Source organism: Cohnella sp., assembly GCF_041641335.1.
In the GTDB taxonomy this organism is placed as follows: domain Bacteria; phylum Bacillota; class Bacilli; order Paenibacillales; family Paenibacillaceae; genus Cohnella.
Window position 1 is genome coordinate 31,605 of record NZ_JBEPYQ010000016.1, and the last position, 11,873, is coordinate 43,477.

Below are 11,873 nucleotides of genomic sequence, written 5' to 3' on the forward strand. Positions count from 1 at the left end.
ACGGCACGTTCCTTTCCGATAGATTGCTATGCAGGCCGGAGGCTACCGGGGAATTTTCGGACAGGCGTCGCAATATTCCGCATCCGGAGCCGCCTGGTAGTAGAAGCAGCACGTTCTCCGAATGCGTATGGCGGACGCTCCCGAAGACGGCGCGATCCCGGGCGCTCCCTGGGAAGCCGAGGTCGCGGACTTTCCCGAAGAAGACGCCACGGCCGTGGAACCTCTCGGAGATGCCTCTACCGCGGACGACCGCCATCCTCCGTAAAACCATCCCAGCGGATTCCTCCGCTCCCCGAACGCTTTCCCCGTCGCGCCGCGAATCAAATAGTCGTAATCGGCACAGGCGTCGGCCTTGCCGGAAATTCTTTTTTCGTACAGCGAATACACCCGAACCGCCGCGTTCTCCCACAAAATAGGCAGAGGAATGTTTGCGACCTTCGATACGGTTCTCCATATTCTCGCGATATGTTTGGCGAACAGCCTCGCTATTAATTCCTCGCGCCATCGCTCGCGCATCTCCGCCCTCGGAGTCGTGACCGAGACGTCCGCCGCCAGTAGCCTGATTTGCCCGATCCGGGCCGGCGACGCGTCCAGTGAACAGTTTTCGATCGCCAGATCCACCCCCTTGCCGTACGCCGTCATGGCATACAACGCTGGAACCGCCGCGACGAAAGCGTACCTCTTCGCAAACTGCGAGGCCGCGATCAGGCGGGAAGGCGACGGCAGCGTCTCCGCCAACCGGTCCAGATAAGCCGCGCATCGAGCCTCGTCCAGCAGATCGAGACATGGAATGCGTTCGGACGAATCCGGCGGACTGCCGGTGAGCATGCCGAAACTTTGCGAGAGAACTTCCGCTTCCGCGGGGGTGAATGCCGACTTTTCAATCATGTACGCGCGTCTCCCTTGATGGGGTTTGGAATAGGTACGAATACCGGCGTTTCTCCACGGCCCGCCATGCAGCTCTTCAGATTGGCTTTGGCCGGAAGGGTGTCGCCATCGAGCAAATCGTCGATCAGCTCGCTCAGCCTGCCCGGCGATTGCCGCCGCTCTCTGCGGAGCAAGCGGCTTACGACGCCCCAATAGCGCCGCTCATCCTCCCTGGCATAAGCGGCAATTTCATGAATAAGCGAGCCGAGATGATTGACGATAAAATAGTATTTCGTACGATGCCAAACCACGGCTTCCTCGTACAGCACCGGACTGCTCTCGTCCACCAGGCTTCCGATCCAGCCCGCTTCGGCCGCCTTCCGGCGGTCGACACTGACTCCTTCGAGATCGCGAACGTAGAAGTGGTCGGGCCAGCCGTTCTTCAAGGTCAGCAGCGAGTTTTGCAGATGAGCCTCGAAGCCGACGCCCTGCTCCGCCGCAAGACGAAGAAGCGGCAGCAGAGACAGGCTCAGATAGCGTTCCAGCCACTCGGACCAATCGGGAAGCGTTCCTCCCGAACCGTCCAAGATGGCTCCGACCAGCTTCGGCTCGGACTGTCCCGGATAGGGCTCCAGCAAGGAGGCCAGCACGAACGTCGTCTCTCTCGGCAGACGCAGCGGTCTGTGAATCACCGTGAAGCATGAGGACCACTCCGCAGCCTCCCCCGTCCCAAAAGAGACCTGGCTGCAGCCGATCTCCTCCAGTATGGCGAACCCCTCTCCGGCCGGATCGCCGTCAAGCCGCCGCACGATCTTGGCCGCGTCGAGCGTTCGCCTCGCCTGCTCTGGCGTATTGTCGCGCACGAGATTGGTGATCCTCACGTGCAGCGGCAGCTTGTAGCCGTCTCCCGTGTCCGGGCTCCATACCGTCCTTACCGACGAGGTCGGATAGACAACCGGACCTGCCGGGCCCAAGTCGACGATCTCGGAGCGGCCGATCAGCTCCTGAAGTCCCGGCTGCCGCAGGAGAAAGGCAAGCTGCCAAGGATGCATCGGAAGCAGCGCATATTCGTCCGCCTTGCCGCCCAGTCTCTCCCTGGCCCGCGTAACTGCGTCGGCCGGAGGAGCTTGCCTCTTCTCCCCTACCCTCTCCTCGCTGACATAGCGTCGGTGGACGGCCGCATAGCCGAGCTGGAACGATGCCCCCAGCTCGGGGCTGTACCGCTCAAGCTCGTCTTCGGCGAAGCCCTCCGAGCTTTTCGGGTAGGGGTGGAACGGGTGGCCGAAGAGGAGCGACTGCTCCGACCGGATAAAATCGAGGGGCACATCCGCCGAGCCTTCCCGCTGTCGTGCCCGATCCATGTAGCGGCTCATGTTCCGCAAGCTGCTCTCGGTACGTTCCCTGACCGCGGCAAGATTGGCCGCCCGACGCTCCAGTAGAACGGTCCGGCTTGTTTCCTCCAGCAGCAGCGCGATCAGCCTCTCGCAGCTTAACACGCGGCGCAAGCCGTCCTGCCGTATCTCCTCGAATGCAGCTCCATAATTGTGCTGCCCGATTCGGGAGGCGTATACGAGCGTCCCTTCAATCGTTGTTGCCTCGCCGTCCGTATCCAGAGAAACCTCGAACGTATCTCCCGGCTCCGACGGCCCCATCTTTTCCCGCTTTTTCGCCCTGGGGTCGGCGATTCCGTTCTCTCGGAAATAGCAATTCAGCAGCCCCCTCACGGTCGCGCGCTGCGCCAGATCGCCCGCGCTTACAGAGGCTCTCTGTTCCGCCAGAAGCCCCTTCCCCGACGGCTTTCTCTGTTCCGTATGCGGCCCCTTCTCCGACAGCTTCTTTTGTTCCGTCTGCAGCATAGTCCCCCCCGTCTCCTCTCCGGCTCACTCCGCCGCGCAAGCCGCGTGTACGGCCTCGCCGAAAATGCGGGCGATCTCGTCGATGTCCGTCTCCGTTACGATCAGCGGAGGCAGAAAACGCATAACGGCGGAATGGCGGCCGCCAACCTCCAGAATAAGTCCCCGCCGCAAGCATTCCCGCTGAATGCGGCTGGCCAGCTGCGGATTCGCAGGGCTGTGCCCCAGCCGATCCGCTTCTTTCCCGGCATCCACGATCTCTACGCCGAGCATCAGGCCCCGGCCGCGCACGTCGCCGATCTGGGCAACGCGGCTTTGCAGCTCCTCCATCCGTTCTCGCAGCCGAGCGCCCATTCGCTCCGCATGCCCCGGAAGATCGTTCGCCTTCATGTATCTCAGCGTCGCCAGCCCCGCCGCCATGGCCAACTGGTTGCCGCGGAACGTCCCGATATGCGCCGCCGGCTTCCAGACGTCGAACTTGCTGCGATAGACGACGACCGACAGCGGCAGGCTTCCGCCGATCGCCTTGGACAGAATCAGCACGTCCGGGATGATTCCGGCATGCTCGAAAGCGAACATTTTGCCGGTGCGGCCGAAGCCGGTCTGCACTTCGTCGATGAGCAGCGGAATGTCCCGTTCCTGCGTAATCCGCCGCATCTCGCGAATCCACTCCGCCGGCGCGGGGATCGATCCTCCCTCACCCTGCACCGCTTCGAAAATCATTCCGCAGGGCGGCACGATGCCGCTCTCGGGATCTCTCAACAGCTGCTCGACGTATCGGCTGGAAATCCGGTGCGTCTCCTCTCCGCCGACACCGAACGGACAGCGGTAGGAATACGGGTACGGAAGAAAATGAACGTCGGGAATAAGTCCCTGCACGTTCTCCTTCTGTCCGAGCGTTCCGCTCAAACTCATCGCCGCGTGCGTAGAGCCGTGGTACCCTCCTTGAAAAGAGAGGATGCTCCGCCTTCCGGTCGCCGTCTTGACGAGCTTGATCGCCGCCTCGACGGCATCCCCTCCCGTCGGTCCGCAAAACTGAATGCGCGCATCCTTGGCCAACTCCTCCGGCAGGCTCGCGAACAGTTCGTCCACGAAGGCCTCCTTGACCGGGGTCGTCAAGTCCAGCGTATGCATCGGACGCTTCTGGTCCAGCATCTCCCGGACCGCTTCCAGGACGACGGGATGGTTGTGGCCGAGCGCCAGCGTCCCGGCTCCGGCAAGACAGTCGTAATACGTCCTGCCGTCCATGTCTTTAACGTAAACTCCCTCCGCTTCCTGAATGGCGATCGGAATTCTCCTGGGGTAAGATCTGGCGTTGGATTCCCGTGCGGCCTGGCTTTCGAGATAGCGATCGTTCCTCGACTTCTGTACGGTTCCTTTCACGTTCTCCCATCCTCCTCAGGCATGTTCGCGATTATCCGGGGCTTCCCCGTTGCTCTCCGGAAATCGCCCTTTAACTTTAATAATGATAATCATTATCAATATGCCTGAATATAGATTAGCAACGCGGACGGGTTCCGTAAATTCTCCGATCGGATAATATGGACTATTCATTTGGAGTAAGCTCTGTTTCCGTCAACGTTCCCCCTTGCATCAATCGATTTAGCAAATAAATAAAATCGGCCCCGGACGACTCGACCCTCAACGCCCTCTTCATGTTCTGAATATGCTTCTTGACCGTGTTGACGCTGACGAACAGCTCGCTTGAAATCCTCTTGATCGAATAGTGCGCGCACAGCATGTCCGCAATCTGCCTCTGCCGGCCGCTAAGCGCGCTCATCGGGTCGCCCTGATTTCGCAGCAATCCTCCCGCCTCTCCCGGCGGCGCTTCCCCACTTTCCGCCCCGTCCAGCTCCCAGGTGATTCTGACGTACTCGTTGATGTTGAGACGCATCGTCTGTTCCACCACCATGCGGTGCAGTTCGATTAGCTTCCCCAGATTCGAGCCGTCTCGCGGAGCGGAATCGATGATCAACCTTACTTTGGCTTCTCCCATGCTCTCCCCCTCGCATCCGTCGGTTCGTACCAAAAAAGGAGGCGTCGTCGTTATCCGTTGTCGCCCCCTTCCTGTCGTCTTCGTATTCAATTATGTCGCCGGTCTAAGCAATGCCTCGGCGACTTCGTCCAGAACCCGGCCAATGGCGATCGGCCCGTAGTAGCCGACCCACAGCGTCGTATTCGCGGTGTACACCCGATTCCCTCGCACTGCCTCCAGCTCTCGCCAGATCGGCGTGCTTCGAAATTCTTCCGCCAACTGCAGATTGGAGTCGTCCTCAAGCACGAACAGATGGTCCGCGTGCAAATTCGGCAGCGTCTCCAGCGAGATCGGGAGGCTCGTATTCCCCGCTCCGACGGTCATTCCCGGCGCGGCCAAGCCCAAGTCTCGATACAGCAGCTCCGCCGTGCGGTGCGCCGTCGTGTGCAAGCGAATGATTCGGTCGCGCGGACGCACCAGGGCAACCGTCTTGCCTGCCAGATGGCTGGCCAGCGCCGCTTGCAGCTTCTCGAGCTTTTTCCGGTACCGGTCGATCAGCCGTCTCGCCTCTCTCGTCTTGCCGACGATTCTGCCGATCTTCAGCAGCGTGAAGCGCCAATCCTCGTTCCGATCGAACATGAGCGTCGGCGCGATCATGGACAGCCTGTCGTACAGCTCCTCCTGAAACCTCGTGCAGACGATCAAGTCCGGCTTGGATGCGATAATCGCTTCGAGATCGGGCATCTCCTTCGTGCCGAGCACTTTAACGTCGCTCAGCCGATCCGCCAGATAGGCGGGAAAAGCGGAGTTATCGCTCGTGCCGATGACGCTGCCGACGGGAACCTCGCCAAGCGCCGCCAGATGATCGATATATTGATAGTCGAGAACGGCGATTCTTATCGGCTTGCGGGTCAGAACCAATTCTCCTCTTAAGTGCGGAATCACCCGATGCTTGCCTAAGCTGCTTCCAAAATTACTATAGCCCTGCGGCTCCGGAGCGGCAATGGCGTTTCGCGACGGCCGGGATGGGAAATGGCGACGCTCACCCGTATCAGAACGGTCCTGCTCTCTGTACAGACCGGGAGATACGCCCGCGTGCTTCTTGAACATACGGCTGAAGTGGTAGCCGTCCTCGTAGCCTACCGCCTCCGCGATCTGCTTAAGCGGGACGTCCGTCTGTCGGAGCAGCGCCTTCGCTTTATCCATTCGAAGCTGAATCAAGTATTCGATCGGTCCGATCAGCAGCTTGGCCTTGAACAGCCGCTGCAGCTGCCTGCCCGTACAGTTCAGCGTCGAAGCGAGAGACTCCAGTGTCAACGGCTCGGCGTAGTGGGCGCCGATATGCCGAACGGCCAGGTTTACGAGATCCGCCGTCTCCGCCGCCCTTCCCGCTTCCAACAGCTCCCCAAGTACCTCGTATACGAATTGATGAAACAGCGCTTTGGCGTGAAACTGCTCCAGCGTCCCCGCTCGCTGCCATTGCCTGTGCATCTGCTCGACTTTCTGGCGCAGCGGTATCGGGGTGCGCGGCATAAATCCATACTGCTCCTTGAACGGATCTCCGGGCCAGCGCAGTGGGGACGGTTGACCGCTGCACGGATCGGCTCCGATCGCCTGATATCCGATCAGATAGTATTCGAAGATTTGCGAGGCCTGCGCGATATGAAGAATGGAGTCCCGGCCGGCATGACAGACGAAATCTCTGTCCGCTTCAAACTCCGTGTCGCCGATCCTTACCTTCGCCCTGCCGCAAGAAACGTATAGAAACGCCCCTGCGGGCAACCGATACCCGCTCACTTTTCCCCTCGGACGCACGACAAACTTCCCGACGCTATTCAACTGGAGAGCCGCATAATTCCACGCCATTACATGACTGTGCAAATTCATTTTCGTACCTCCCGCAGACGGTTGTTTCGCTAATACGATTTCGTGATCAGTTTATCATATTGAGAACGATTATCAATACTGTTTATGTCTTGTCTTAATAGTTGGCGTTTCCCCCGTTTGAATTCCCGATTCCCGCTCTTCTCTTTTTTCTCCAGCCCCTCCCCTCTTATTTTTTTCCATATTTTTACTGACTGTGTCCGTCCGTATATCTCATTTTCAGCCTACCTGAGTCATCTGCAGATCCCCCTAGCTGCCGCACTTTACCCGCTTTGAACCATTTCAAGTCTGTCCTGCTCCCCGTTCATGCTTATCGCCGCTCTACGGAATCTATTGTCGTGTTAGTTCCTGTAGCAAGTCTACAATTTCCGCCCATTCATACCTATAAAACCGCCTCACGGGATCCTAGCCTTATTCGTGCCTATAGCCGCTCTACGGAATCTTCGCGCCATTCTTGCCTATAGCCGCTCTACGGAATCTTCGCTTCATTCGTGCCTATAGCCGCTCTACGAATCTTCGCGCCATTCTTGCCTATAACCGCTCTACGAATCTTCATGCCATTCATGCCTATAACCCCTCTACGGAATCTTCGCGCCATTCTTGCCTATAGCCGCTCTACGGAATCTTCGCTTCATTCGTGCCTATCGCCACTCCACGAAATCTATGCTGCTTTGGTGCCTGCAGCCAGCCTACGATAACCTCCATCACCCCTCCGATCATGTGGTCGACCGCCCGCCGTCATGCAGCGAAGCAACCCCGCACCCCCATCTGCCATTCACTCAGGTAAGCCGATTTTGAGATACAAAGGCGTTCATACGGACAGGAAAAATCGTGAAAATTCCTATTTATTCGCAAATTTGAGTTGAAATGAGAACTAATGTTTGGTATGATGTGAATAAGAACAAATGTTCGATTTTGTGGCGGAGGAGAGATTCGATGGCGTCCATTCGCAAGTTTATGGCATTGTTTCCGGACGAGCAGTCCTGTCGGGACTATTTATTCGCCGCTCGTTGGCCGCGCGGTTTTATTTGTACCAAGTGCGGAGAAATGCGGTACTGCTTGATCAAAACGCGGAATGTGTACGAATGCGCCAACTGCAAGACGCAAACCTCCATTACGTCCAATACGCTGATGCACCGCACGAAGCTGCCCCTGCGCTACTGGATGGTCACCCTCTATTGGGTCGCTTCGGGTCAGCGCTGTTCTGCGCGCAAGCTTGCCCAGACGCTGCAAATCCAACAGCGCACGGCCGAAAGATTGCTGCGCAAGGTTCGGCTTGCCATGCACAAGTCGGAGGGTCCGCCGATGCTCGATTTCTGGGTACGCGAGAAACGCTCGGCCCAGCAGCCGATCGTAAGGCGAGCCATGCTGATGATGTACAAGAAGGCCCGCTCCTTCATTCGCAAGTACTACGGCAAACGCGTGTCCAACTGGAACCGGCTTTACTATTATTACGAGTATCGTTTCCGCAACAACAACGGCCACAATCCGATAGAAGCACTCAGTAAGCTGATCCTCGGTACTTGCACGACGATCTACACGTTGAACGAGTACGGGATGCTGCGCGAGCGAAAAAGCGCCTCCTGACCAAGCACGCAGTATGCATACATCAAAAAAGACGCTCCTGCAAACAAGCAGCAGAAGCGACTCTTCCGACCCGGCCGAAAACCGAAGTCGGACGGATAAGAGCTATACGATTAAAATTTCCGCCGGATTGCCGCACCACTCGCAATGCTGGGGCGGAGTCCAGGCCGAGAACGCCGTCGTCTGCAAATTCACCAGATCCGGCGCGTCCTCGTATTCGTCCACGAATTTATCGATCGCCAATTCCACGTGCTCGCGGCATACGCAATACATTCCGTTAATCCCTTCCAGTCCGCAACATCTGCTTCGTATTCCCGTCGGCGCTATTCTTGCTCATTCGCTTTCTCCGCAAGCTTCACGTCCAGCGTCTGCTTCTTGCCATCCCGATAATAGGTTACTTTCATCGATTCCCCGATTTTCTTCGAGTTATACAAGTATTTGCGAAGATCCAGCGTGCTTCCGATCGCCGTGCCGTCCAGCGCCACGATAATATCGTTAAACTTCAGCCCCGCATCAAGCGACGGACCTACGGATTCCAGTACGATCACGCCCTTGCTCACTCCGTCCGGGACGACCGGTTCGGCAGGCTCGAACGCCTCTCCGTCCGATTCATCGGCATCCTCCGGCCACTCTTCCTCTTCCGGATCGTCCAATCCTCTCATCTCCAGGCCGTCCAAATACAGGCCCAGATTCATCGTGTATACGCCCATGTAAGGTCGCGACACTCTGCCTTTATCCATCAGAGCGTTCAGCACGGGAAGAGCCTGATCGATCGGAATCGCGAAGCCGATGCCTTCGACTCCTCTGTCGGCCACTTTCATGCTGTTGATTCCGACCAGCCTGCCGTTCAAGTCGACCAAAGCTCCGCCGCTGTTGCCTTGATTAATCGCGGCGTCCGTCTGGATAACTTCCTGCTCCCAATCATAATTGCCGTCCTGGTTGATCGATACCGGAATGATCCGTTTCGTCGAAGAGACGATTCCCTGCGTGAGAGAATCCCCGAAGCCGAGCGGATTGCCGATCGCGATGACCATCTCCCCGACCCGAAGCTTATCCGAATGACCCAACTCCACGACCGTATCGATCCCGTCCGCGCTCACTTCCAGCACCGCCAGATCGGTAATGATGTCCTTCCCGACGATCTTGGCTTTTTTCCGGTCTCCGTTAACCATTAAGGCTTGAATTTCGCCCGCGTCCTGAATGACGTGCGCATTCGTAATGATGTAGGCTTTGTCGTTCTTCTTCTGGAAAATAACGCCCGAGCCCATGCTCGTATTGTACGGCAGCTCGCCTTCTTCGAAATCCCCGGCCTCCTGAAGCTCCAGCGCCTGGGTCGTCAAGTTAATGATGCTGACGACGGCCGGCCTCACTTTCTCGGAAGCGGAAATAATCCTCTCCGACGTCTCGACGTACGACTGCCCATCCACGATCGCCGGCCTAGCTTCCGACCCGGGGCTCCCTCTGCCGCTTCCGAATGCCAGGAACAGCGCGGCTACGAAGACGGAACTGGTCAGCGAAGAGATCAGGGCGATTCTCAGCGTCGATCCGGGACGGAATCTTCCCGGTCTCGAACCGGAGCGCAGCCAATATCGCGAGCGCCGCCTGACTCGCGTAGAATAGAAATCATCATTGAACAAACTCATGGCCATGCACCGTCCTTCTCTCGGGAAGCTGTCCGCTCCCTCTCTCCGCTGCAAACTTTCTCTTATCTATTCTAGCTAATCGCGGCCGATCTAATCATGCAAAACCCAATTTAATAGGAATGTTTCTTAAGGTTTTGACTAGAATAGTAATAGAATCCATGAGGACAAGCAAGTGATTTCCCCTCAACTTTCACATGTAAAGAAAGGAAGGATATCCAATGAAAACTGCGGAATTCGGCTGGCGTTTCCTCGATCTTGCCTCGCAAGTGTCCGAGATGAAACACGACAACTACAAGCAGCTTCTTGCTCTTAGCACGCTGATTGAGCTTCTGGTCGACAAAGGCATTCTGACGCCGGAGGAGATTCGGCAGAAAGCTTCCGAGATGGAGGCCGAGCTGAACCGGCAGCTTCTATTATAACTCTGCACTCATCCTACGATATCCCATGGCGTAGGGCGGTCGTAGTATGTATCGCAAAGCGCGAATTCATGCTTATGATAGAAAAATCCGTTGTTCTCTAATACTGTATTCACGGTCAGTTTGGCTAAATCCATCAAGTTGTGCTCCTGGCTGAGATGCGCCAGATAGACCCTCTTCAGCCTCCCGGTCAACAGACTGCACAGCGCCTCGCCGGCCGCCTCGTTGGAGAGGTGGCCCATGTCTCCGAGAATGCGCCGTTTCGTATTCCACGGATACCGGCCCATGCGGAGCATGTTGACGTCATGGTTCGATTCGAGCACCATAACGTCCGAATCCTGCAGCTGCCTCATCACCTTGTCGCTCACGTAGCCGAGATCCGTCGCCAGGCTCAGCTTCGCTCCGCCGGCCTGGAAGCAGTATCCGACCGGCTCGGCCGCATCGTGGGAGATGGCGTAGGATTCGATCCGCAAATCGGCGATCTCCATGACGCTGTCGGTCGGGAGAACTCTCCGGTTCCCTTCGGGAATGTCGCCCACCGACTTCTTCATCGCTCCCCAGGTTTTCTCATTGGCGTAGATAGGAAGCTTATGCTTGCGCGCGAAAGCCCCCAAGCCTCTGATATGGTCGGAATGCTCGTGCGTCACGAAGATCGCGTCGAGCTCCTGGCCGGAAAACTCTCTTTCTCTCATCAACTCTTCTATTTTCTTGCCGCTAAGTCCGACATCGACCAACACGCTCGCCGCATCCGAGGACACGACGGTCGCATTGCCTGTCGACCCGCTGGCTAGCACCGTGAATCGAAGTCCCATAATCGCTTTCTGTTCCTCTCCCCGGCTTGACGCCGTTTCTCCTCGGTTCGTTCGTCTACGGATTGGCCGGCGCGTCGCTTTTCTCCACCGTAACTTCGGCGCTGATCGCGTTCACATAATACACTTCTTCGCCATTTTCCAGCAAAACCCTCCAAGACGGCGTCGAAACTTGCTCTTCCAACTCATCGAAGATTTCCCCATGGTAGCCGAGCCGAACTTCCTTGATCACCGACCCCGACGGCAGATTTCTCTCGATCACCTTGGCCAGAGCCTTGGCGGCCGGAAGCACCTGCTGATCCTTGGCCCCGGCAAGCGGCTTGATCTCGATCAAGTCCTGCGTATACGCGCGTATTCTCTGCTCGCTGTAGTACAAAGTGAGGTGAGTATCGAACATCGGCCAGCCGCCCTCCATCCGGTTAAAAACGAAGTAAGAGCCCTCTCGGCTCCCGGGCTGATCGAGCGCGTACTTGTCGAGTTCCGGAATGACTCCGCCCAATACCTTAAACAGCTCTTCGCCGAATACGATGCGCGTCTCCGGAGGAGATACGATCTCCTTGCGCTTGGAAATGCCTTGTTCCGATCGCTGCTTGAACGTATAGCTGATCTCGCGCATGTTCGGAGTCTCGGTCGGGATTTTGGCGTTGTCGTCCACTTGAATGTTGTTTTCCCGCATGAACTGAATCGTCTCCGGAGGAAGGGACGTCCAGTTGACCGTCGTGTTCAGCCTCTCGCGCCATTCGATCCACAGCTGATAACCCAGTACAATATTGAGCAGCAGAAAGGATACGATCAACACGCTCTTAGCCCGTCTCCAGTCCATCCCTCTCCTCCTTCCTCGC

At 57.3% G+C, this 11,873-nt stretch carries 11 protein-coding genes; 2 read left to right on the forward strand and 9 right to left on the reverse strand.

Annotated elements, in window-relative coordinates:
• Positions 1–42: 42 nt before the first annotated feature.
• The 5 genes from ACESLM_RS07270 to ACESLM_RS07290 form a co-directional block, all read right to left on the reverse strand.
• Entirely contained in the window at positions 43–888 is an 846-nt protein-coding gene (locus ACESLM_RS07270; RefSeq protein WP_372630895.1) for an IucA/IucC family C-terminal-domain containing protein, read from the reverse strand.
• On the reverse strand, positions 885–2,723 hold the full coding sequence (locus ACESLM_RS07275) for an IucA/IucC family protein (protein ID WP_372630896.1): 1,839 nt from the start codon (positions 2,721–2,723) through the stop codon (positions 885–887). Before ACESLM_RS07275 ends, ACESLM_RS07270 begins: the two co-directional genes overlap by 4 nt.
• A gap of 24 nt (positions 2,724–2,747) precedes the next feature.
• Complete coding sequence (locus ACESLM_RS07280) at positions 2,748–4,103, reverse strand: aspartate aminotransferase family protein (RefSeq protein WP_372630897.1); 1,356 nt, start codon at positions 4,101–4,103, stop codon at positions 2,748–2,750.
• 163 nt (positions 4,104–4,266) lie between these two features.
• Positions 4,267–4,716 (reverse strand): response regulator transcription factor, encoded by a 450-nt coding sequence (locus tag ACESLM_RS07285; protein ID WP_372630898.1) that lies wholly within the window; start codon positions 4,714–4,716, stop codon positions 4,267–4,269.
• Positions 4,717–4,806: 90 nt separating this feature from the next.
• On the reverse strand, positions 4,807–6,582 hold the full coding sequence (locus tag ACESLM_RS07290) for an ABC transporter substrate-binding protein (RefSeq protein ID WP_372630899.1): 1,776 nt from the start codon (positions 6,580–6,582) through the stop codon (positions 4,807–4,809).
• Positions 6,583–7,515: 933 nt separating this feature from the next.
• Here ACESLM_RS07290 and ACESLM_RS07295 point away from each other — a divergent pair.
• On the forward strand, positions 7,516–8,166 hold the full coding sequence (locus ACESLM_RS07295; RefSeq protein ID WP_372630900.1) for a transposase: 651 nt from the start codon (positions 7,516–7,518) through the stop codon (positions 8,164–8,166).
• Positions 8,167–8,268: 102 nt separating this feature from the next.
• On the opposite strand, the gene ACESLM_RS07300 is transcribed toward ACESLM_RS07295, so the two are convergent.
• Together ACESLM_RS07300 and ACESLM_RS07305 are read right to left on the reverse strand one after the other, a co-directional pair.
• Positions 8,269–8,436 (reverse strand): CxxH/CxxC protein, encoded by a 168-nt coding sequence (locus tag ACESLM_RS07300; protein ID WP_094047158.1) that lies wholly within the window; start codon positions 8,434–8,436, stop codon positions 8,269–8,271.
• A 50-nt stretch (positions 8,437–8,486) separates the two neighbouring features.
• Entirely contained in the window at positions 8,487–9,806 is a 1,320-nt protein-coding gene (locus ACESLM_RS07305) for a S1C family serine protease (RefSeq protein ID WP_372630935.1), read from the reverse strand.
• Between the two features lie 218 nt (positions 9,807–10,024).
• On the opposite strand from ACESLM_RS07305, the gene ACESLM_RS07310 reads away from it, so the two are divergent.
• On the forward strand, positions 10,025–10,225 hold the full coding sequence (locus ACESLM_RS07310; RefSeq protein WP_094047159.1) for a hypothetical protein: 201 nt from the start codon (positions 10,025–10,027) through the stop codon (positions 10,223–10,225).
• 8 nt (positions 10,226–10,233) lie between these two features.
• On the opposite strand, the gene ACESLM_RS07315 is transcribed toward ACESLM_RS07310, so the two are convergent.
• Together ACESLM_RS07315 and yycI are read right to left on the reverse strand one after the other, a co-directional pair.
• Positions 10,234–11,034: an MBL fold metallo-hydrolase gene (locus ACESLM_RS07315; protein ID WP_372630901.1), complete on the reverse strand. Its 801-nt coding sequence runs from the start codon at positions 11,032–11,034 to the stop codon at positions 10,234–10,236.
• A gap of 55 nt (positions 11,035–11,089) precedes the next feature.
• Positions 11,090–11,854 carry a two-component system regulatory protein YycI gene (gene yycI, locus ACESLM_RS07320; protein ID WP_372630902.1) on the reverse strand — a complete coding sequence of 255 codons (765 nt, stop codon included), beginning with the start codon at positions 11,852–11,854 and terminating at the stop codon, positions 11,090–11,092.
• Between the last annotated feature and the right edge of the window lie 19 nt (positions 11,855–11,873).

What these genes read in the sequence shown, in the direction of transcription:
- ACESLM_RS07270 (WP_372630895.1), bottom strand. Translation starts at nt 888, where the DNA reads ATGATTGAAAAGTCGGCATTCACCCCCGCGGAAGCGGAAGTTCTCTCG.
- ACESLM_RS07275 (WP_372630896.1), bottom strand. Translation starts at nt 2,723, where the DNA reads ATGCTGCAGACGGAACAAAAGAAGCTGTCGGAGAAGGGGCCGCATACG.
- ACESLM_RS07285 (WP_372630898.1), bottom strand. Translation starts at nt 4,716, where the DNA reads ATGGGAGAAGCCAAAGTAAGGTTGATCATCGATTCCGCTCCGCGAGAC.
- ACESLM_RS07290 (WP_372630899.1), bottom strand. Translation starts at nt 6,582, where the DNA reads ATGAATTTGCACAGTCATGTAATGGCGTGGAATTATGCGGCTCTCCAG.
- ACESLM_RS07295 (WP_372630900.1), top strand. Translation starts at nt 7,516, where the DNA reads ATGGCGTCCATTCGCAAGTTTATGGCATTGTTTCCGGACGAGCAGTCC.
- ACESLM_RS07300 (WP_094047158.1), bottom strand. Translation starts at nt 8,436, where the DNA reads ATGTATTGCGTATGCCGCGAGCACGTGGAATTGGCGATCGATAAATTC.
- ACESLM_RS07305 (WP_372630935.1), bottom strand. Translation starts at nt 9,806, where the DNA reads ATGAGTTTGTTCAATGATGATTTCTATTCTACGCGAGTCAGGCGGCGC.
- ACESLM_RS07310 (WP_094047159.1), top strand. Translation starts at nt 10,025, where the DNA reads ATGAAAACTGCGGAATTCGGCTGGCGTTTCCTCGATCTTGCCTCGCAA.
- ACESLM_RS07315 (WP_372630901.1), bottom strand. Translation starts at nt 11,034, where the DNA reads ATGGGACTTCGATTCACGGTGCTAGCCAGCGGGTCGACAGGCAATGCG.
- yycI (WP_372630902.1), bottom strand. Translation starts at nt 11,854, where the DNA reads ATGGACTGGAGACGGGCTAAGAGCGTGTTGATCGTATCCTTTCTGCTG.